Origin of the sequence: Paracoccus sp. (in: a-proteobacteria) (assembly GCF_030538755.1) — a bacterium.
Taxonomy (GTDB): domain Bacteria; phylum Pseudomonadota; class Alphaproteobacteria; order Rhodobacterales; family Rhodobacteraceae; genus Paracoccus.
On the sequence record NZ_JAUNTJ010000032.1, the window covers coordinates 1 to 18,519 of the forward strand.

At 65.5% G+C, this 18,519-nt stretch carries 20 protein-coding genes and 1 tRNA gene; 8 read left to right on the top strand and 13 right to left on the bottom strand.

The annotated features are described in order from the left end of the window. Nucleotides 1-190 precede the first annotated feature (190 nt). Together Q4G14_RS14125 and Q4G14_RS14130 are read right to left on the bottom strand one after the other, a co-directional pair. The gene (locus Q4G14_RS14125; protein WP_303362405.1) at nucleotides 191-778 is read right to left on the bottom strand and encodes a PRC-barrel domain-containing protein; all 588 of its coding nucleotides are present in this window, start codon (nucleotides 776-778) and stop codon (nucleotides 191-193) included. A 98-nt stretch (nucleotides 779-876) separates the two neighbouring features. Continuing rightward, a complete protein-coding gene (locus Q4G14_RS14130; RefSeq protein ID WP_303362406.1) occupies nucleotides 877-2,013 on the bottom strand; it encodes an anhydro-N-acetylmuramic acid kinase in 1,137 nt (378 codons plus the stop codon). Nucleotides 2,014-2,051: 38 nt separating this feature from the next. On the opposite strand from Q4G14_RS14130, the gene tyrS reads away from it, so the two are divergent. The 3 genes from tyrS to Q4G14_RS14145 all read left to right on the top strand — a co-directional run bounded on the left by tyrS (nucleotide 2,052) and on the right by Q4G14_RS14145 (nucleotide 5,777). Then, on the top strand, nucleotides 2,052-3,290 hold the full coding sequence (gene tyrS, locus Q4G14_RS14135) for a tyrosine--tRNA ligase (protein ID WP_303362407.1): 1,239 nt from the start codon (nucleotides 2,052-2,054) through the stop codon (nucleotides 3,288-3,290). Between the two features lie 157 nt (nucleotides 3,291-3,447). Continuing rightward, nucleotides 3,448-4,290 (top strand): DUF1989 domain-containing protein, encoded by an 843-nt coding sequence (locus Q4G14_RS14140; protein WP_303362408.1) that lies wholly within the window; start codon nucleotides 3,448-3,450, stop codon nucleotides 4,288-4,290. Beyond that, nucleotides 4,287-5,777, top strand: coding sequence for a TrkH family potassium uptake protein (locus Q4G14_RS14145; protein WP_303362409.1), 1,491 nt, complete (start codon nucleotides 4,287-4,289; stop codon nucleotides 5,775-5,777). The genes Q4G14_RS14140 and Q4G14_RS14145 overlap by 4 nt, the downstream gene beginning before the upstream one ends. Before the next feature lie 13 nt (nucleotides 5,778-5,790). Here the strand turns inward: Q4G14_RS14145 and Q4G14_RS14150 are convergent, their stop codons facing one another. Both Q4G14_RS14150 and Q4G14_RS14155 read right to left on the bottom strand, forming a co-directional pair. Then, nucleotides 5,791-6,024 (bottom strand): DUF333 domain-containing protein, encoded by a 234-nt coding sequence (locus Q4G14_RS14150; protein ID WP_303362410.1) that lies wholly within the window; start codon nucleotides 6,022-6,024, stop codon nucleotides 5,791-5,793. Nucleotides 6,025-6,057: 33 nt separating this feature from the next. Beyond that, nucleotides 6,058-7,425 carry a peptidoglycan-binding domain-containing protein gene (locus tag Q4G14_RS14155; protein ID WP_303362411.1) on the bottom strand — a complete coding sequence of 456 codons (1,368 nt, stop codon included), beginning with the start codon at nucleotides 7,423-7,425 and terminating at the stop codon, nucleotides 6,058-6,060. Nucleotides 7,426-7,512: 87 nt separating this feature from the next. On the opposite strand from Q4G14_RS14155, the gene Q4G14_RS14160 reads away from it, so the two are divergent. Genes Q4G14_RS14160 through glyS form a run of 3 tightly spaced genes read left to right on the top strand, consistent with a single transcriptional unit; the run spans nucleotide 7,513 to nucleotide 11,008 of the window. Further along, nucleotides 7,513-8,430, top strand: coding sequence for a glycine--tRNA ligase subunit alpha (locus tag Q4G14_RS14160; RefSeq protein ID WP_303362412.1), 918 nt, complete (start codon nucleotides 7,513-7,515; stop codon nucleotides 8,428-8,430). Next, nucleotides 8,427-8,906, top strand: a complete 480-nt coding sequence (locus Q4G14_RS14165) for a DUF6446 family protein (protein WP_303362413.1) — start codon at nucleotides 8,427-8,429, stop codon at nucleotides 8,904-8,906. The genes Q4G14_RS14160 and Q4G14_RS14165 overlap by 4 nt, the downstream gene beginning before the upstream one ends. Next, on the top strand, nucleotides 8,906-11,008 hold the full coding sequence (gene glyS / locus Q4G14_RS14170; protein ID WP_303362414.1) for a glycine--tRNA ligase subunit beta: 2,103 nt from the start codon (nucleotides 8,906-8,908) through the stop codon (nucleotides 11,006-11,008). Before Q4G14_RS14165 ends, glyS begins: the two co-directional genes overlap by 1 nt. Nucleotides 11,009-11,169: 161 nt before the next feature. Here glyS and Q4G14_RS14175 read toward each other — a convergent pair whose 3' ends face one another. The 7 genes from Q4G14_RS14175 to sdhC are packed head-to-tail and all read right to left on the bottom strand — an operon-like array spanning nucleotide 11,170 to nucleotide 16,140. Next, on the bottom strand, nucleotides 11,170-11,949 hold the full coding sequence (locus Q4G14_RS14175) for a succinate dehydrogenase iron-sulfur subunit (RefSeq protein ID WP_303362415.1): 780 nt from the start codon (nucleotides 11,947-11,949) through the stop codon (nucleotides 11,170-11,172). Nucleotides 11,950-11,962: 13 nt separating this feature from the next. Next, nucleotides 11,963-12,811, bottom strand: coding sequence for a hypothetical protein (locus tag Q4G14_RS14180; RefSeq protein WP_303362416.1), 849 nt, complete (start codon nucleotides 12,809-12,811; stop codon nucleotides 11,963-11,965). Beyond that, complete coding sequence (locus Q4G14_RS14185) at nucleotides 12,812-13,144, bottom strand: hypothetical protein (protein ID WP_303362417.1); 333 nt, start codon at nucleotides 13,142-13,144, stop codon at nucleotides 12,812-12,814. Nucleotide 13,145: 1 nt separating this feature from the next. Beyond that, entirely contained in the window at nucleotides 13,146-13,532 is a 387-nt protein-coding gene (locus tag Q4G14_RS14190) for a hypothetical protein (protein WP_303362418.1), read from the bottom strand. Continuing rightward, entirely contained in the window at nucleotides 13,532-15,334 is a 1,803-nt protein-coding gene (gene sdhA, locus Q4G14_RS14195; protein ID WP_303362419.1) for a succinate dehydrogenase flavoprotein subunit, read from the bottom strand. The genes Q4G14_RS14190 and sdhA overlap by 1 nt, the downstream gene beginning before the upstream one ends. 21 nt (nucleotides 15,335-15,355) lie before the next feature. Further along, a complete protein-coding gene (locus Q4G14_RS14200; protein WP_303362420.1) occupies nucleotides 15,356-15,733 on the bottom strand; it encodes a succinate dehydrogenase, hydrophobic membrane anchor protein in 378 nt (125 codons plus the stop codon). An 11-nt stretch (nucleotides 15,734-15,744) separates the two neighbouring features. Continuing rightward, entirely contained in the window at nucleotides 15,745-16,140 is a 396-nt protein-coding gene (gene sdhC, locus Q4G14_RS14205; RefSeq protein ID WP_303362421.1) for a succinate dehydrogenase, cytochrome b556 subunit, read from the bottom strand. Between the two features lie 297 nt (nucleotides 16,141-16,437). Between sdhC and Q4G14_RS14210 the strand changes: the two genes are divergently transcribed. Together Q4G14_RS14210 and cbiB are read left to right on the top strand one after the other, a co-directional pair. Beyond that, on the top strand, nucleotides 16,438-16,986 hold the full coding sequence (locus Q4G14_RS14210; protein WP_303362422.1) for a histidine phosphatase family protein: 549 nt from the start codon (nucleotides 16,438-16,440) through the stop codon (nucleotides 16,984-16,986). Further along, a complete protein-coding gene (gene cbiB, locus Q4G14_RS14215) occupies nucleotides 16,983-17,915 on the top strand; it encodes an adenosylcobinamide-phosphate synthase CbiB (RefSeq protein ID WP_303362423.1) in 933 nt (310 codons plus the stop codon). Before Q4G14_RS14210 ends, cbiB begins: the two co-directional genes overlap by 4 nt. A 36-nt stretch (nucleotides 17,916-17,951) precedes the next feature. Here the strand turns inward: cbiB and Q4G14_RS14220 are convergent. Together Q4G14_RS14220 and Q4G14_RS14225 are read right to left on the bottom strand one after the other, a co-directional pair. After that, nucleotides 17,952-18,027, bottom strand: a tRNA-Val gene (locus Q4G14_RS14220). Nucleotides 18,028-18,055: 28 nt separating this feature from the next. Then, the coding region (locus Q4G14_RS14225; protein ID WP_303362424.1) for a type II toxin-antitoxin system RatA family toxin at nucleotides 18,056-18,519 on the bottom strand (464 nt) is incomplete at its 5' end.

The following is an 18,519-nucleotide window of genomic DNA, read 5'->3' on the forward strand; positions in this document are numbered from 1 at the left end:
ACCCCCGGCGTGACAGGCCGGTACTCTAACCAACTGAGCTACAACCGCCCACTCACCCCCGGCTGATCGCCCGCCGGGGTGGATGGGGATTTACGGAACCCGACCGGGCGCGTCAAGGGTCGGTTTGCCAAATCGGCAAAGAAAAAGGGGCGCAACCGCGCCCCTTTCCCCGGGAACACCGGATAAGGCCTTAATCATGCACCAATTCGGTGTCGAATTCGGGCATCGCCTCAAGTTCTTCTTTGGTGTAGTTCGTCACCAGATAGGCATCGTCGCCAAAGCGGACGACATGCAGCGCGTCGCGATCCAGCAGGACGGTGTGGCCGCCCATGCCCAGGAAACCACCGATGTCAGCGGTATAGCCGACCAGATGGCCATCGTCGGTCAGCACCAGATCGGACACATCGGCGATCTGTTCCCATTCATCGGGGCGTTCGGTCGTGGTCACGTCAACCCATGCCGTCGTCGAGGGCTGGTTGGTGGTCCAGATCGAACGGCTGCTCAGCCAGGATGCGGTGACGCCCGGCTGTGCCGCCGTGACGGTGGCCGAGGCATGGCCGGTGGCGGTCATCGCAGGATCAGCGGCCGGCGTGGCGACCGGATCAGCCGCGGTATCGGTTGCCGGGTCAAGCACGCCCGTCGGTTCAATGCCCGGTGCGGTGGTGGTTTCCTCGGTCGGGACAGCGGCCGGATCGGTCGCGGTTGCATCGGTCTGGTCCTGCGCAAAGGCCGGCGCGGTCAGGGCAACGGTTGCTGCGGCGATCATGAGCTTTTTCATCTGAGACTCCTCATTCTCAAAGCTTGGTCGTTTGTCAGCAGGTTCATCTGCATCGCAGCCCCAACGTGCGGCCCGGATCGCCGTTCCTTTGATTTTTATTAACAATCGCTGAGGGAACAAAAGCGCGGGTGGCTGATGCGCCCGCCGCAAACAGGGCCGGGCGCGCCGGTGGTGTCGGGGCCAGAGGTTGGCAGGCCGCGCAGCACCCGCACCGCCAGCCAGCCGAACGCCTGCGCCTCTAACATGTCGCCATCCAGCCCGGCGGCCTCGACCGGGGCCACGGTGCAGGGCAACGCCGCCGCCAGTGCCGCCATGATGGCCGCGTTGTGACGCCCGCCGCCGCAGATCAGCACCTGCGCGGGGGGGCGCGGCATCCAGCGCCAGCCCGCCGCCACCGCCCCGGCCAGCGCCGCAACCAGGGTCGCCGCCGCATCAGCATCTGCCAGCCCGGCCACCGATGCCGCCAGCCCGGCAAAGGCATCGCGGTCCAGCGACTTGGGCGGCGGGACGTCAAAGAAAGGATGGCGCAGGAAACCGGCCACCACGCCCGCATCCGCCTGCCCCGAGGCCGCCAGCCGCCCGCCCTCGTCCCGCGCACCAAGGTCGCGCGCGCGCATCAGGTCGTTCAGCGGCGCATTGGCCGGGCCGGTGTCAAAGGCAAGGCAGGCGCCCGGCGCCTCGGGCGCGGCGGCCCCCGGATCGACCCATGTGACATTGCCGACCCCGCCAAGGTTCAGAAAGGCAACCGGCGCGCGACCGATCAGCCCCTGCCCCGCCGCCCAATCGGCGCAGGCCCAGTGAAAGAACGGGGCCAGCGGCGCGCCCTGCCCGCCCTGCCGCACGTCCTCGGACCGGAAATCCCAGACCACCGGGCGACCTGTGGCACCGGCCAGCGCCGCACCGTCACCCGCCTGATGAGTGCCGCGCCCGCCCGGATCATGCGCCAGCGTCTGCCCGTGAAAGCCGATAACCTGCGCCTCGGCGAAGCCCGCCGCCAGCCCGGCATGGCTGGCCAGCGTGATCGCCGCCGCCTCTGCCACGCCTGGCCCGCCGGGCCATTGCCCCAGCGCGTTATGCAGCGCCCCGGCCTCGTTCCCCGAATAAGCGCGATAGGCAGAGCGCCCGAACCCGCCGATCCGCACCCCGTCCGTGTCGATCAGCGCCGCATCCACCCCGTCAAGCGAGGTGCCCGACATCATCCCCAAAGCCCGGATCATCGCTTTTCCTTTGTTCATTGCGCCGGTATATGCGCTGCACTGGAAAGGAAACAGACATGACATATCGTGCCAAATCGGATTTCCTGAACGTCATCATGCAGCGCGGCTTTCTGGCTGACTGCACCGATCTTCAGGCGCTGGATGAAACCCTGACGCAAGGGCCGGTGGCGGCATATATCGGCTATGACGCCACAGCGGCGTCGCTGCATGTCGGCCACCTGCTGAACATCATGCTGTTGCGCTGGTTCCAGAAAACCGGCAACAAGCCGGTGACGCTGATGGGCGGCGGCACCACCAAGGTGGGCGACCCGTCCTTCCGCAGCGATGAACGCCCGTTGCTGGACGATGCCGCCATTCAGCGCAACATCGACGGGATGCAGCAGGTCTTTGCCCGCTATCTGGATTATGGCGAAACCCGCGCGCAGATGCTGAACAACGCCGACTGGCTGGTCGGGTTGAACTATCTGGATTTCCTGCGCGACATCGGGCGGCATTTCAGCGTCAACCGGATGCTGTCGTTTGAATCGGTGAAATCGCGGCTGGACCGGGAACAATCGCTGTCCTTCCTTGAATTCAACTACATGATCCTGCAAGCCTATGACTTTATGGAGCTTTACCGCCGCCATGGTGTCACGCTGCAAATGGGCGGCAGCGATCAGTGGGGCAATATCGTCAACGGCATCGACCTGACCCGCCGCGTGCTTGACCGCGAGGTCTGGGGCCTGACCACGCCGCTGCTGACCACCAGCGACGGGCGCAAGATGGGCAAATCGGCGGGCGGCGCGACCTGGCTGAACGCCGAGATGCTGTCGCCCTATGAATTCTGGCAGTTCTGGCGCAACACCACCGATGCCGATGTGGGCCGGTTCCTGAAACTTTACACCGAACTGCCGGTCGAGGAATGCGACCGTCTGGGCGCGCTGGCCGGGTCTGAAATCAACGAAGCCAAGGTGATTCTGGCCAACGAGGTTACGACTCTGCTGCATGGTGCCGACGCGGCGGCATCAGCCGAGGCGACCGCGCGCGAGGTCTTTGAACAAGGCGGCGCGGGCGGCGATCTTGAGGTGGTGACGGTTTCCGCCGCCGCCCTGCCCCTGCCGGTGGCGCAACTGCTGGTGCAGACCGGCATCGTTTCATCGGGCAAAGAGGCCAAGCGGCTGGTTGCCGAAGGCGGGCTGCGCCTGAACAACGATCCCGTTTCCGACCCGCAGATGGCGGTGGATGCCGGGTTGATCGGCGAGGGGCTGAAGGTCTCGGTCGGCAAGAAAAAGCACCGGATGGTGCAGATCGGCTGAGGCCGGGCCGGGCACGGGTTGCGTTCCGCGACGCCAGGGGGCCAGCCCCCCGGACCCCCCGGCGTATTTGCGCAAACAGGAAGCAGCCCGCGCCGGTTTCGGGCGGGCTGCGTCTGCCCTCTTTTCTTTGGCGGCCCGTCATGCTGTTGTGCGGGGTATGAACAGCGCATACACCGCCCCGCCCGATGCAGATGAACGCCGCGCCATCAAGCCGGTGATCTGCTATGACCCGGCCACGCTGCCCGATCCGGGGCTGGCGGCATTGCGCCGGGCACGGGACGGCGCGCGGCTGGTGGCCGAAACGCTGATCCCCCCGCGTCAGGCGCAGTGCTTTACCGTGCCGGCGGGGCATTTCTTCAGCATTGTCAGCGTCGAGGGGCCGCAGGTTGGCGATCTGAACCTGTGGTCGGCGGCGGACCCGCGCGAAAGGTTCTATTCCGGCAAGACCCGCGCGCTGCATGGCACGCATCTGACCGAGGGGCATCGGATGTGGTCTGGCTTTCCGCATCTGCGCCCGATGGCGACCATTATCCATGACAGCCTTGGCTGGTATGGCAAGGATGAATACGGCGGTTCCGTCCATGACGTGATCGGCACGCGCTGCGATCCTTACACGCACCGGCTGTTGTCGGGCGACGATTATCACCACTGCTGCCATTCCAACCTGACCCGCGCGCTGGCCGCCTATCTGGCCATCCCCGAGGATCAGGCCGAACCTTTGGTCCATGATGTGCTGAACGTCTTTATGTGCACCGGTTTTACCCGCGACACCGGGCAGTATTTCATGAAGGCCAGCCCCGTGCGCCCCGGCGACCGGCTGGAGTTCTTTGCCGAAATCGACCTGATCGGCGGGCTGTCGGCCTGCCCCGGCGGCGATTGCGGGGCGCAGCATTCTTCGGATGTGGCGGCGTGCTATCCGCTGCTGGTGCAGGTTCACGCGCCGGACGCCCTGCCCGACAACTGGTCCCCCCCTGCGCCGAGCGGCTATCGCTGGCCATGAAGGCGGCGCTGAATGTGCGGCGGCGCGGCGGCTCGCTGCCCGAAATCGGGCCGGTCGCCCATGCCATCGGCAAGATCGTCACCGTTATCGGGGTGGCCATGCTGTTTCCGATGCTGGTGGATTGGTGGCATGGCGACCCGCATTGGCAGGTTTTTCTGGAATCGGCTGTTATCGCCATTCTGCTGGGTGTGCTGACGGTCGTTGCCACGCAGCGCGCCATCCACAGCCTGACGATCCAGCAAGCCTTTATCCTGACATCCGGGCTGTGGGCCATTCTACCCGCCGTCGGGGCGATTCCCTTTGTGCTGGGGCAGCCCGGTGCCAGCCTGACCGATGCCTATTTCGAGGCGATGTCGGGCTTTACCACCACCGGCACCACCGCATTTCCGCATCTGGACGCCTTGCCGCGCGGCACACATCTGTGGCGGGCGATCACGCAATGGGCTGGCGGGCTGGGCATCGTCGTGGTCGCCATGGTGTTCCTGCCGGTAATGAAGGTCGGCGGGATGCAGTTTTTCCGATCCGAAGGGTTCGACACCATGGGCAAGATCCTGCCCCGCGCGGGCGAGATCGCGGCCGAGATGACCATGGTTTACATCTTCATCACGCTGGCCTGCATGGTGGCCTATATCATGCTGGGCATGAACGGTTTCGATGCGCTGGTTCACGCGCTGACCACCTGTTCCACCGGCGGGTTTTCCAACTATGACGCCAGTTTCGGCGGCTATCTGGGCGCGCCGCAATGGGCGGCGTCGGTGTTCATGGCGCTGGCCTCGGTGCCCTTCATCCGTCTGGTGCAGGCGACGCGCGGCAATGTGCAGCCGCTGTGGCAGGATGTGCAGGTGCGGGCCTATCTGCGCTGGATCGGCTATACCTGCGGCATCATCATGGCGTGGCGCCTGCTGCAACCGGGGCATGACGCGCATCCGCTGGATATGCTGCGCGAAACGGTGTTCAACGTCACGTCGATCAGTTCCGGCACCGGCTTTTCCTCGACCGATGTGACGGGCTGGGGGCATCTGCCGTTCACGATGCTGATCGTGATCGGGCTGATCGGCGGATGCACCGGATCGACGGCCTGTTCGGTCAAGGTGTTCCGCTATCTGGTGCTGATCCGCGCGGTCAAGGCGCAGATCCGGCGGATGCATTCGCCGCATCGGGTCTATCCGCTGCGCCTTGGCGGTCAGCCGCTGTCGCAAGAGGTGGTCGATTCGGTCATGGCGTTCTTTACCCTGTTCATGCTGACCTTTGGCCTGCTGATCGTCGGGCTGGCGCTGACCGGGCTGAACCCGAAAACCGCGCTGACCGCCGCGTGGACCTCGATCGCCAATATCGGCCCGGTCTGGGGGCCAGAGGTCAGCCGCACCGGTGCCATCACCGACTTTCCGGGCAGCGCGAAATGGCTGATGATTCTGGGGATGTATCTGGGGCGGCTGGAGCTGATCTCGGTCCTGGTGCTGCTGTTGCCGCGGTTCTGGCGAGGGTAAGGCTGGATACCGGCTATTTCGCCTGCGCGCGGAACAGTTCCCATTCCTCGACAACGCGGCCATCCGGCAGATGGCAATAACCGGCCTCGCCAGCGGCTTCGCGACGGATTTCAACCGTTCCGCCAAGGCTGACGCAATATGCCGAGGCTGGGTTGCCCATGCCAATGGCCGGGGTCGCGTCATCGGCAGCATCGCAGCCCGCAAGCGCGGCGGCGGCCAGAACGGCGGTGGCGGTGACAGGTTTCATATGCTGTGCCCCTTTCGCGGGATAAGGCCGCGCTTATTCCCCCGCCGGCAAGGGCATCGGATCGTTCAGGCTATCGCTGCCGGGCGTATCGGCCAGTTGCGGCTGCGGCAGCGCGGTTTCGTTCCGGCCCGGCCCGCTGCGGGTGAAGGAATCGGAAATCTCGGCCATGATGCGGCGCTGATCGTCCTCGGCGGCAAGCGGCCAGATCAGGACATAGCCTTCGGCCCGGCCATCGCGGACCCAGCCTTCGGCATGGCCGATATGCGTGTCATTGCGCCCGTCCAGCACCATCCGCCCGCGCGCGATGTCGCGTGTCGGCGCAGGCACCCAGCCAAGCGCCGTTACCAGACCGCCAAGGTCCAGCATTTCCTGCTGGCCACCCGGCTGGCTGAACAGGATCAGCGCCGCGCCGGATTCGTTCTTGGGACCATAGATCGACAGCGCCCGTTCGCTGCGGTCAAAGGCCAGATGGTCCATCGGCGCGGTCACGGTCAGCCCGGTATAGGCATCGGCCAGCTCGGTCAGCCCGACCTGATTGCGCCATTCCTCGCGCCGGGCGATCAGCATCTGCATGGCGGTGCCGGGATCGGGGGACAGGCGCTGAGCGGCGACTTCGCGGGTGATCGCCTCGCGCGTTTTGGGGCCGCTCTGGCCGTCGATGGGGCCGTCGTAATGGCCCGCCCACCGCAGCGCGCGCTGAATATCCTCGACCGGGGGCAGGCTGGCGGCGGCGGCAGGCGGGGCGGGCAGATCGGGCCGGGTGCCCGCAACCGCCACCCGCCCCATTTCGGCCACATCGCTGAGAAACGCATCGCGCGGTGCCTGCCCGGCGGCCCTGAATGCCTCCAGCCATGCGGCGGCAATCGCCGGTTCCAGCGGCCCGGCGGCAATGGCAAAGCGACCGTTGGGCAGTTCCCACATCCCCGCCTCGGGGAAGGTGTCGCGCCAGCGTGCCAGCGCGGCATCCGCCTCGGCCCGGTCGGCCACGGTTTCCAGCCGGATCACATGGCTGTTCGGATCAGCCGGGGGCGCGGGTTCGGGGGCCGGTTCAGGTTCAGCCACGCCGCCCGCCGTATCTGCCGGGGCTGTCACCGGGGCCGCCGCGACAACCGATTCCGGCGCGGGCGCGATAAAGCTGTCGGCGGGCACCTGCCGCGCGGCTTTCAGTTCGTCCAGCCGCGCCTGAGCCTCGGCGCGCTCCATCGGGCCAAGGCCGATCGCCGTCCAGCCGCCCGGCACCGGGAATGTCACCACATCGCCGAATTGCGCACCCCAGTTCTGCGCCGCCTGCGCCGCTGCGGTTTCGCCGCGCTTTGCCTCGACGCGGATCACCACCTGTTCAGCCATGGCCACCCCCGGCATCGCCAGACCTGCCATGATGATCCATCCAAAGCGCCGCATTCCTTGCCCCCGCAATTGACCCTGCCACCGCCCGCGCCTAAACACGCGCGCAATCGCCATCCCGCTTTTTGGCAAAAGGACGCCCCGATGACCAGCCCCGACAAGCCCCGTTCCTTTCAGGAAGTGATCCTGAGGCTGCAAAACTATTGGGCCACCAAGGGCTGCGCCGTTCTGCAACCCTATGATATGGAGGTGGGGGCCGGCACCTTTCACCCGGCCACCACGCTGCGTTCGCTGGGGTCGCGTCCCTGGGCTGCGGCCTATGTGCAGCCCTCGCGCCGCCCGACCGATGGCCGCTATGGCGAAAACCCGAACCGCTTGCAGCACTATTATCAATATCAGGTCATCATCAAACCCAGCCCGCCCGATCTGCAAGACCTGTATCTGGGCAGCCTGCGCGCCATCGGGCTGGACCCGCTGGCCCATGACGTGCGCTTTGTCGAAGACGACTGGGAATCGCCGACCCTTGGCGCGTGGGGGCTGGGCTGGGAGGTCTGGTGCGACGGGATGGAGGTCAGCCAGTTCACCTATTTCCAGCAGGTCGGCGGGCATGACTGCCGCCCGGTGTCGGGCGAGCTGACCTATGGTCTGGAACGGCTGGCCATGTATGTGCTGGGCGTGGAACATGTCATGGACATGCCCTTCAACGACCCCGACAGCCCGATCCCGCTGACCTATGGCGACGTGTTCCGCCAGACCGAGCGTGAATACAGCCGCTGGAACTTTGAGCAGGCCGATACCGACATGCTGTTCCAGCACTTCAAGGACGCCGAGGCCGAATGCGCCCGCATCCTTGCCGCCGATGAAACCGACAGCGCGGGCCGCCGCATCCCGATGGCGCATCCCGCCTACGATCAGGCGATCAAGGCCAGCCACCTGTTCAACCTGCTGGACGCGCGCGGCGTGATTTCCGTCACCGAACGGCAGGCTTATATCGGTCGCGTCCGCGCGTTGGCGAAATCCTGCGCCGATCTGTTCGTCACCACCGAGGCCGCGCAGCCATGAACGCCGGAAAAATCGCCGTTATCATGCTGCTGGGTGCCGCCGTCCTGACCGGGGCGCTGGTCTATTACATGCAGATGTTCGGCTATTACGACGAGGTGGATCAGACGCTGGGCACCGAATCGCTGGTCGTGACAACCACCGATGGCAACCTGCAACCGCTGTCGGTCAGCGACTTTCACGGCATCGACAAGGACAGTTCACCGCTGGGCTGGCGCGCCTGCTTTACGCTGGACGCCGCGCCCGCCAATGCGCAGCCCTATCCGAACCCGACGCCGCTGGTCGGGCCAAACTGGTTCCGCTGCTATTCCGCGCGCGGCATCACCGGCGATCTGGAATCGGGCGCGGTGCGCGCGGTTCTGTCGCAGCACAATATCCGCACCGGCATTGACCGGGTTATCGCCATCTATCCCGACGGACGTGCCTTTGGCTGGCATCAGCTGAATGACGAGGCCGAAGAACAAAGGCTTATCGAATAATGCCCGACCTGCTGATCGAACTGTTTTCCGAAGAAATCCCTGCTCGGATGCAACCCCGCGCGCGCGAGGATCTGAAACGTCTGGTTACGGACGGGCTGGTTCAGGCGGGCCTGACCTATGCCAGCGCCGGGGCGTTTTCGACCCCGCGCCGGCTGGCCCTGACCATCGAGGGCCTGACCGCCCACAGCCCCACCACCCGCGAAGAACGCAAAGGCCCGCGCACCGACGCCCCCGAAAAGGCGCTTGAGGGCTTTCTGCGCAGCACCGGCCTGACCCGCGATCAGCTTGAGGCGCGCGACGACAAGAAAGGCCAGGTCTGGTTCGCCACCATCACCCGTCAGGGCCGCCCCGCAGCCGAAATCGTGGCCGAGGTGCTGGGGGCCGCCATCCGCGACTTCCCCTGGCCCAAATCCATGCGCTGGGGCGCGGGCAGCCTGCGCTGGGTGCGTCCGCTGCATTCGATCATCTGCCTGCTTGGCGATGAATCGGGCGCGACCGTGGTGCCGCTGACCGTCGAGGGCATCTCCGCTGGCGACAGCACGCGCGGGCACCGCTTTATGGCCCCCGATGCGTTTTCCGTCACCGGCTTTGATGATTATGCCGCCAAGCTGCGCCGCGCCCGCGTGATGCTGGACGCGGATGAGCGCGCGCAGGCGATCCGCACCGGCGCCGAAAATCTGGCCTTTGCGCGCGGCTGGGACATCGTGGCCGATGACGCCCTGCTGACCGAGGTGGCGGGCCTTGTCGAATGGCCCGTGCCGCTGATGGGCGTGATCGAGGAACGCTTTCTGTCCCTGCCGCCCGAGGTGCTGCAAACCTCGATGAAGGAACACCAGAAGTTCTTTTCCGCCCGCAACCCCAAGGCCGGGCGGATCGAAGGCTATGTCACCGTCGCCAATATCGAGGCAGCCGATGACGGCGCGGCTATTCTGGCGGGCAATCAGCGCGTTCTGGCCGCCCGCCTGTCGGATGCCGCGTTCTTTTGGGAAAACGACCTGCGCGTGGCCAAATCGGGCATGAACGACTGGGCCGAGGGGCTGGCGGCGGTGACGTTCCACGCCAAGCTGGGGTCGCAGGCGGATCGGGTGACACGGATCTCCGCTTTGGCGCGCGAAATCGCCCCGCTGGTCGGGGCCGATGCGGATGAGGCCGAACAGGCGGCCAAGGTGGCCAAACTGGATTTGCGCAGCGCCATGGTGGGCGAGTTCCCCGAACTGCAAGGCGTGATGGGCCGCTATTACGCGCTGGAAGCCGGGCTTGATCCGGCGGTGGCCGACGCCGCCCGCGACCACTATTCCCCGCTGGGACCGTCTGACGCCGTGCCAGACGCGCCCGTATCCGTGGCCGTCGCGCTGGCCGATAAAATCGACACCCTGACCGGGTTCTGGGCGATTGACGAAAAGCCCACAGGCAGCAAAGATCCCTATGCGCTGCGCCGCGCCGCGCTGGGGGTGATCCGGCTGGTGCTGGGGAATGGGGTGCGATTGGGGTTGGCCCAGATCATGGGGCCGGGCTTTGCTGCGCATGGCAAATCCGTTCCGGCGGATCATATCGGTGCTGATGGCGGCGCAGAAACTGTTGATCTGCTTTCCTTCCTGCATGACCGGCTTAAGGTTTACCTGCGCGAACAGGGCATCCGCCATGATGTGATCGACGCGGTTCTGGCCATGCCCGGTAATGACGATCTGACGCAGGTCGTCGCCCGTGCCACCGCGCTGAATGACATGCTGCAAACCCCTGACGGCGAAAACCTGCTGCAAGGGCTGAAACGCGCCGCCAATATTCTGGGTCAGGCCGAGGCCGCCGATGGCGTGGAATATTCCTTTGGGGCTGACCCGAAATTCGCTGAAACCGACGAGGAACGCGCCCTGTTCGCCGCGCTGGACACCGCCGAACCGGCAATCCGCGCCGCCACCAAGGCCGAGGACTTCCCCGCAGCCATGGCCGCCATCGCCGCCCTGCGCGCGCCGATCGACGCATTCTTTACCGCCGTTCAGGTGAACACCGATAACAGCGTGGTGCGCCGCAACCGCCTGAATTTGCTGCACCGTATCCGTGCCGCAGGTGCAGGCATCGCGGATTTCAGCAAAGTCGAGGGCTGATCCGGCATCACCGCCGGACGCCTTCGGCGTGCGTATTTAGACAAACAGGATGCCCGGCCGTGGGAAACAGCGGCCGGGCTTTTGTCTGGTCAAAGCCCGGCAGTGCAGCAAAAAACCCGGCCAAAGCCGGGTTTCTTTGTGCAGATATTCGGCAAGCCGGATCAGACGATCCGGTCCACCATCATATGCTTGATCGAGGCGATGGCCTTGGCCGGGTTCAGGCCCTTGGGGCAGGTGTTCGTGCAGTTCATGATCGTGTGGCAACGATACAGCTTGAACGGGTCTTCCAGCTCGTCCAGGCGTTCGCCCGTGGCTTCGTCGCGGCTGTCGATGATCCAGCGATAGGCGTGCAGCAGGGCCGCCGGGCCAAGATAGCGGTCGCCGTTCCACCAATAGGACGGGCACGAGGTCGAGCAGGACGCGCACAGAATGCATTCATAAAGACCGTCCAGCTTTTTGCGGTCTTCGATGGACTGTTTCCATTCCTTGCCCGGCGTCGGCGATTTCGTAATCAGATAGGGGTTCACGCTGGCGTGCTGGGCATAGAAATGCGTCAGGTCGGGCACCAGATCCTTGACCACCGCCATATGCGGCAGCGGATAGATGCTGACGTCGCCCTCGATTTCATCCATGCCATAAATACAGGCCAGATGGTTGCCGCCGTCGATGTTCATTGCGCAGGAACCGCAAATCCCCTCGCGGCACGAGCGGCGGAAGGTCAGCGTCGGGTCGATTTCGTTCTTGATCTTGATAAGCGCGTCCAGAATCATCGGCCCGCATTTGTCCAGATCGACGAAATAGGTATCCAGCCGCGGGTTTTCGCCGGTGTCGGGATCCCAGCGGTAGATCTTGAATTTGCGAAGATTTGTCGCGCCCTCGGGCTTGGGCCAGGTCTTGCCGACGCGGATCTGACTGTTCTTGGGCAGGGTAAACTGGACCATGGGTTCTCTCCTTTCAGAGCGTGCCTTCGGGCTGATAATCAGCATTGAACAGGTGCTGCGTCCGCGCCACCAGATCGGCGACACGGGTGCGCGCATGAGGATTGAGCGCCAAACCATTGAGGCGGCGCATGAATTCGGTCGAGGCCGGGGACAGACGCTCCATCCCCCGGCGATCCAGCGGATGCAGAGCGGCGATGTCCTGCGCGCTTAACCCCATATGCGCCAAAAGCTGGCTGCCGGGGTGGGCGGAGTCCGTTTCGTCTTCGAGGTGAAAGACCGTCAGCCGGTCAGCGCCAACCGCATCGGTCAGGCGCTGGATCAGGTCGGGCCATTCGGGCAGGCTGGCCACTTGATCGTCGTATTCGGCTTGCGTCCCGGTGTAGCCATCCGTGCGCACGGCCTGCGCCCAGACCGAGGACAGCCAGTTCACCCTGTTTCGCAGATAGATGACGTAATCAACTGAAAAATCATTGAAACCGCGATCAAGAGCCGCCATGATCTGCGGCAGCAGCGGATACAAACGCCGCTCATCCCCGGTGCCGGGCATGGCGCCGGCCAGATTTTCATGGCTTATCAGAACCGGCAGATCATTACCGGGCAGACCCTCGCGCACTACGCGGATCGCCTGATCCAGCGCGGCGCGATGCTGGTCGTCAGGGTTCAGGCTGAATTCAACCGCCGCCCGCCCCAAGGGGCGCATCGGCGTCCCCTCGACCGGGGTGCGCAGAACCATACGCCGTTCCAGCGCGGCGACATTCAATTGCAGGTGGTGGTGCAGCGATGTCGAGCCGGTCTTTTGCAGCCCGATATGGATCGTCAGCCGACGACGCGATCTGTCCCGATCCCCTGAAACCGCCATCATTCAGCCCCGCCAGCCCGGCTGATCGTAAAGCGAGCGGGTCGGAAACTGACCCGAGCGGTTCATGACGCAGCGGTTGTAAACCTCGGCCGGATCGCGGCCCCGGATATAATCCGCAGACACATCCAGCCGCACCGACGCATAGGGCCGGATGTCGCCACGCGACGCACCAACGCCGACCGCAACTTCGCTGCGCGGGCGTTGCGCCAGTTGGGCATCACGCAGGCAGCTTTGTTCGGCCTGATCGACCGTCACCGGCGCACAGGCCGCAACCGCCGCCACCAGCAAGGCCAGCGGCGGCGCAAGTTTCAGGACATATGCTGCCCCGCGCGGCATCTCAGGCGGTCCGCGCCGCAGCCGAGATGCAGGCGGCCGTCGCCGGACGGCGCACGATCGTCGCAACGCTGTCACCCACACCGGGAACATTGGCGCGCGACATCTGGGCGATGTCGATCAGTTCGGCACTGGTGGCGTTCTGCATGATGCAATTGGTGTAGGGCGTCACGTCGGTGCCTTGCAGGCGCGCCTGCATGGCCGTGGTGATGGCAGACTGCGCTGCCGCGCGCGACGCCGCATCCAGCGTCGTGGGCGTGGTCGCAACAGGCGCTGTCGGAACGGGCGTTACCGGCGCGCCGGGCACCGGTGCCGGAAACGGCGTGGCGACGACACAGCCCGACAGGGCCAGCGCCGCAGCGCCAAGGATCAGGGATGAAGAGAGACGCATCAATAAACCCTCGCTTTGGGTGCGATTTTTTTCAGGTCGATCCCGCCTTCTTCAGCCTTGGTCAGCGGCTCAAGATGCACGGGGCGATAGGCCAGTTTAACATCCGGGCCGTTCACCCATGCAAGAGAGTGTTTGCGCCAGTTGGCGTCATCCCGCTCGGGCCAGTCTTCATGGGCGTGGGCGCCACGGCTTTCCTTGCGCGCCTCGGCCGCGACGATGGTCGCCATGGCGTTGGGCATCAGGTTGGACAGTTCCAGCGTTTCCATCAGGTCGCTGTTCCAGATCAGGCCACGGTCGGTGACACGCAGGTCATCCATCTTGCCCGCGATCACCTTCATCTTTTCAGCGCCTTCGGCCAGCGTCTTGTCGGTGCGGAACACCGCTGCGTCGGCCTGCATGGTTTTCTGCATTTCCAGCCGCAGGTCGGCGGTCGGCGTGCTGCCCGAGGCGTGGCGCAGCGCGTCGAAACGATCCAGCGCCTTGTCCACCTGCGCGCGGTTGGTCGGCGGAACCGGGGTGCCGCGTTCCACCACCTGACCGGCACGGATCGCCGCCGCACGGCCGAACACCACAAGGTCGATCAGCGAGTTAGACCCCAGCCGGTTCGCGCCATGAACCGAGGCGCAGCCCGCTTCGCCCACAGCCATCAGGCCGGGGAAGATGCGGTCGGGGTTATCCTCGGTCGGGGCCAGAACCTCGCCCCAATAGTTGGTCGGGATGCCGCCCATGTTATAGTGAACGGTCGGCAGGATCGGGATCGGTTCCTTGGTCACATCGACCCCGGCGAAAATCTTGGCCGATTCCGAAATGCCGGGCAGGCGTTCATGCAGCGCCTCGGGCGGGAGATGCTGCAAGTTCAGGAACATGTGGTCCTTGTGTTCGCCCACGCCACGGCCTTCGCGGATCTCGATGGTGATGCAGCGCGACACCACGTCGCGCGACGCCAGATCCTTGTAGGTGGGGGCATAGCGCTCCATGAACCGCTCGCCCTCACTATTCGTCAGATAACCGCCCTCGCCCCGCGCGCCTTCGGTAATCAGACAGCCCGAGCCATAGATGCCGGTCGGGTGGAACTGCACGAATTCCATGTCCTGCAAGGGCAGGCCCGCACGGGCCACCATGCCGCCGCCGTCGCCGGTGCAGGTATGGGCGCTGGTGGCGCTGAAATAGGCGCGGCCATAGCCACCGGTCGCCAGCACCACCATCTTGGCGTTGAAGACGTGAATGGTGCCGTCATCCAGTTTCCAGCAGATGACGCCGGTGCAGCGGCCATCGGTGATAATCAGGTCCAGCGCGAAATATTCGATAAAGAACTCCGCCTTTTCCTTGAGCGATTGCCCATACAGCGTATGCAGGATCGCGTGGCCGGTGCGGTCGGCCGCGGCACAGGTGCGCTGCACGGGCGGGCCTTCGCCGAATTCGGTCGTGTGGCCGCCAAAGGGGCGCTGATAGATCTTGCCTTCCTCGGTCCGGCTGAACGGAACGCCGTAATGTTCCAGTTCGTAAACCGCTTTGGGCGCCTCGCGCGCGAGGTATTCCATCGCGTCGGTGTCGCCCAGCCAGTCGGACCCTTTCACAGTGTCATACATGTGCCATTGCCAGTTGTCCGGCCCCATGTTCGACAGGCTGGCGGCGATGCCACCCTGCGCCGCAACGGTGTGCGAGCGGGTCGGGAAAACCTTGGTTACGCAGGCCGTGCGCAGGCCCTGTTCGGCCATGCCCAAAGTGGCGCGCAGGCCGGCGCCGCCAGCCCCCACCACGACCACATCGTAATCATGCGTCTGATATTCATAAGCTGCCATGATCGTCTGCCTTGTCCCTTCTCAGCCCGCGAGAGCCATTTTCGCCAGCGCAAACAGCGTTGCCGCGATCACAGCCCAGCCAAAGATGACCGAAACGATCAGCGCCACCTTGCGGGCGGTATGCTGGAAATAGTCGTCGATCATGATCCGCGTGCCGCGCATGAAGTGAACCATGCCGACCGACACGAACAGCGCCGTGACCAGCGCCGGATAGGGGCGGCCGAAATAGGCGATCAGCGCCTCTCGTGGCAGGCCGATGGCGCTGCCGACAACCAGCAGGAAAGCGGGCGTCAGAATCAGCAGCGCAACCGAAGTGACGGTCAGCTGCCAGTGATTTTCGGTGCCCGTATGGCTGGCACCCAGACCGTTGGCGGCCTTCAGCGGGGTGATGAAACGCATCCCTAGCCTCCTTACGCGATAAAGAACAGCAGCAGCGACATCACTGTCAGCGCGACCGAACCGATGATGATCCACCAGCTGGATTGCCTGGCCTGGTCGATTTCCATCAGCATCCCGGCGTCATAGAACATGTGCCGCACGCCAGCCAGCGCATGGAACCACAGCGACCATGCCGCGCCGGTCAGCACGATAAAGCCGATCCACGACCGCACCACCCAATCGGCGCAGGCGAATGCACCCGGCCCCGTGGCGGCGGCGACCAGCCACCATGCCAGCAGCAGGATACCCGCCACCATCGCATGACCCGTGGCACGGTTCAGGATCGAGGTCTTGGCTGCTATCGGCAGCTTGTAGACCTGAATATGGGGGGAAAGCGGCCGGTTGCCCCGGTTTACGTCTGCTGCCATGTATCGGCCCTCCATCGTGGCCGGGCGGCGGTCATGGCGTGACGGGCCGTCCGGGCTGGCGTTATCGCTTGCTTTTCGACACCCTTCTGCCATCTGTCACCGCAGTTTGCCAGACCTTCGTCGCAATTCTAACAATTTGGCGGCTTCGTGATCACATTTCCGACGCCCGTGATCACAAAGCGGCGCTGCACTGCGGCAAAGATGGCGACTCATGCGGTGTCTTGCCTTTGGCGACGGTTTGCGGCGAAACAGACGCACGCCTTCCCAAGGAGCCGCGATGCCCCCTGCCCGCCCCATATGGTCGCCGCGATGACCCGGCTGCTGCTGATCCGTCACGCGCCTGCGATCACCGGCGGGCGGCTGGCCGGGCGGCGCGATGTTCCCGCCGATTGCAGCGATACGGCCGCTGCCGCGCGGCTGGCGGCGGTGCTGCCCGATCCGGCGGCGGTCTGGATCAGCCCGGCGCTGCGCTGTCAGCAAACGGCGGCGCTGCTGGGGTTGAGCGGTGAAACCCGGCCCGCGCTGTGGGAACAGGATTTCGGCGCGTGGGAGGGCGCGGCCTATGCCGACCTGCCCGATCCCGGCGATCTTGAGGCAACGGCGCTGGCCGCTCTGCGCCCGCCGGGCGGCGAAAGTTTTGCCGATATGGCGGCGCGCGTTCTGCCGGTGTTGCAACAGGCCCGCGATGAGGTGGTGATCGTGGCCCATGCCGGAACCGTCCGCGCGGCGCTGTCGCTGGTCATCGGGGATGCGGCGCTGTCTTTTGCGGTGGCGCCGCTGTCGCTGACCGAGATCACCCGCGCGGGCCGCCATTGGGCCGTCAGCTATGTGAACCGGCAACCATGACGGCGCTGCTGGCCGCGCTGGCGATGGGGCTGGATGCGCTGATCGGCTGGCCCGAGGCGCTGTTCCGGCGCATCGGCCATCCGGTCACGTGGCTGGGTGCGCTGATTGATCTGCTGGACCAACGCTGGAACCGTGGCCGCGCCCGAGTCGCGCGCGGCGCGGCGGCCAGCCTGCTGGTGATTGCCGCCGCCACTCTGCCCGCCTGCGCGCTGGTCTGGCTGCTGGGGCCGTGGGCCGCGCTGCTGGGCTGGCCGCTGATCGCCGCGCGGTCGCTGTGGGATCACGTCGCAGCCGTCGCCCGCCCGCTGGCGGCGGGCGATCTGCCGGGCGCGCGCCATGCCACGGCGATGATCGTGGGGCGCGATGTGACAACCGCCGACGCCCCCGCCCTGTCGCGCGCGGCGCTGGAAAGCCTGGCCGAAAATGCCAGCGATGGCGTGGTTGCGCCGGTGTTCTGGCTGGCGGTGGCGGGCCTGCCGGGGATCGCGGCCTACAAGGCCATCAACACGCTGGATTCCATGATCGGCCATCGCACCCCCCGGCACGAACAGTTCGGCAAATTCGCCGCCCGGCTGGATGACGTGGCCAACTGGCCCGCCGCCCGTCTTTGCGCGCTGCTGATCGCGCTGGCGGCGGGGTGGCGGCGGGGCAAGGCCGCGCTGACCTGCGCCCGCGCCGATGCCGCGCGCCACCGCTCGCCCAATGCGGGCTGGCCGGAATCGGCCATGGCCGGGGCGCTGAATGTGCGGCTGTCCGGCCCGCGCGTCTATGCCGACCGGATCGCGGTTGAACCGTGGCTGAACGCGCCCGCGCCCGACCCGGATGCGCACGACCTGTGGCGCGGGCTGCGCCTTTACCGCCGCGCGATGGCCGGGCTGGCGATCATGCTGATCCTGATCGCCGTAGCGCAAATCGCTTGCCGGCCCTGAAAGACAGGGCGCGCGGGTTGCTGAACGGATGGAGAGTGGTGGGCGGTGAGGGACTCGAACCCCCGACATTCTCGGTGTAAACGAGACGCTCTACCAACTGAGCTAACCGCCCCCGGCGCGCCTTGTAAAACGACTGCGCGTCAGGCGCCAGCCCCATACAGCACTTTCGCGCGATCTTCGAAGGCGCGGACGATGCGGGCCATCGCCTCGCCAAAGACGACGCCGATCAGCTTTTGCAGGATGGCGTTGCGGAATTCGAAATCCACAAAGAATTCGACCCGGCACTGTGGCGCGCCGTCGCCGGGCAGATCCTGAAAGCGCCAGCCGGAATGCAGATGCCGGAACGGGCCGTCCAGATAATCGGTATCGATTCGCAGCACGCCCTGTTCATCGGCGGGATGCAGCGTCACCCGGCTGCCAAAGCGTTCGCGGAACACCTTGAAGCTGATGACCAGATCGGCCTCGATCACCTCGGACCCGTCGGGCTGCGGTATGCGCGACCGGATGCGCGCGGCGCTGTTCCACGGCAGAAATTCGGGATAGCGTGCGACATCGGCGACCAGATCGAACATCTGCTGCGCCGAATATGGCAGAACGCGGCTGT

What these genes read in the sequence shown, in the direction of transcription:
- Q4G14_RS14165 (WP_303362413.1), top strand. Translation starts at nt 8,427, where the DNA reads ATGAACGCCGGAAAAATCGCCGTTATCATGCTGCTGGGTGCCGCCGTC.
- Q4G14_RS14155 (WP_303362411.1), bottom strand. Translation starts at nt 7,425, where the DNA reads ATGCGGCGCTTTGGATGGATCATCATGGCAGGTCTGGCGATGCCGGGG.
- cbiB (WP_303362423.1), top strand. Translation starts at nt 16,983, where the DNA reads ATGACGGCGCTGCTGGCCGCGCTGGCGATGGGGCTGGATGCGCTGATC.
- Q4G14_RS14185 (WP_303362417.1), bottom strand. Translation starts at nt 13,144, where the DNA reads ATGCCGCGCGGGGCAGCATATGTCCTGAAACTTGCGCCGCCGCTGGCC.
- Q4G14_RS14180 (WP_303362416.1), bottom strand. Translation starts at nt 12,811, where the DNA reads ATGATGGCGGTTTCAGGGGATCGGGACAGATCGCGTCGTCGGCTGACG.
- Q4G14_RS14175 (WP_303362415.1), bottom strand. Translation starts at nt 11,949, where the DNA reads ATGGTCCAGTTTACCCTGCCCAAGAACAGTCAGATCCGCGTCGGCAAG.
- sdhA (WP_303362419.1), bottom strand. Translation starts at nt 15,334, where the DNA reads ATGGCAGCTTATGAATATCAGACGCATGATTACGATGTGGTCGTGGTG.
- Q4G14_RS14150 (WP_303362410.1), bottom strand. Translation starts at nt 6,024, where the DNA reads ATGAAACCTGTCACCGCCACCGCCGTTCTGGCCGCCGCCGCGCTTGCG.
- Q4G14_RS14140 (WP_303362408.1), top strand. Translation starts at nt 3,448, where the DNA reads ATGAACAGCGCATACACCGCCCCGCCCGATGCAGATGAACGCCGCGCC.
- glyS (WP_303362414.1), top strand. Translation starts at nt 8,906, where the DNA reads ATGCCCGACCTGCTGATCGAACTGTTTTCCGAAGAAATCCCTGCTCGG.
- Q4G14_RS14145 (WP_303362409.1), top strand. Translation starts at nt 4,287, where the DNA reads ATGAAGGCGGCGCTGAATGTGCGGCGGCGCGGCGGCTCGCTGCCCGAA.
- Q4G14_RS14130 (WP_303362406.1), bottom strand. Translation starts at nt 2,013, where the DNA reads ATGAACAAAGGAAAAGCGATGATCCGGGCTTTGGGGATGATGTCGGGC.
- Q4G14_RS14190 (WP_303362418.1), bottom strand. Translation starts at nt 13,532, where the DNA reads ATGCGTCTCTCTTCATCCCTGATCCTTGGCGCTGCGGCGCTGGCCCTG.
- Q4G14_RS14200 (WP_303362420.1), bottom strand. Translation starts at nt 15,733, where the DNA reads ATGCGTTTCATCACCCCGCTGAAGGCCGCCAACGGTCTGGGTGCCAGC.
- tyrS (WP_303362407.1), top strand. Translation starts at nt 2,052, where the DNA reads ATGACATATCGTGCCAAATCGGATTTCCTGAACGTCATCATGCAGCGC.
- Q4G14_RS14160 (WP_303362412.1), top strand. Translation starts at nt 7,513, where the DNA reads ATGACCAGCCCCGACAAGCCCCGTTCCTTTCAGGAAGTGATCCTGAGG.
- Q4G14_RS14210 (WP_303362422.1), top strand. Translation starts at nt 16,438, where the DNA reads ATGGTCGCCGCGATGACCCGGCTGCTGCTGATCCGTCACGCGCCTGCG.
- Q4G14_RS14125 (WP_303362405.1), bottom strand. Translation starts at nt 778, where the DNA reads ATGAAAAAGCTCATGATCGCCGCAGCAACCGTTGCCCTGACCGCGCCG.
- sdhC (WP_303362421.1), bottom strand. Translation starts at nt 16,140, where the DNA reads ATGGCAGCAGACGTAAACCGGGGCAACCGGCCGCTTTCCCCCCATATT.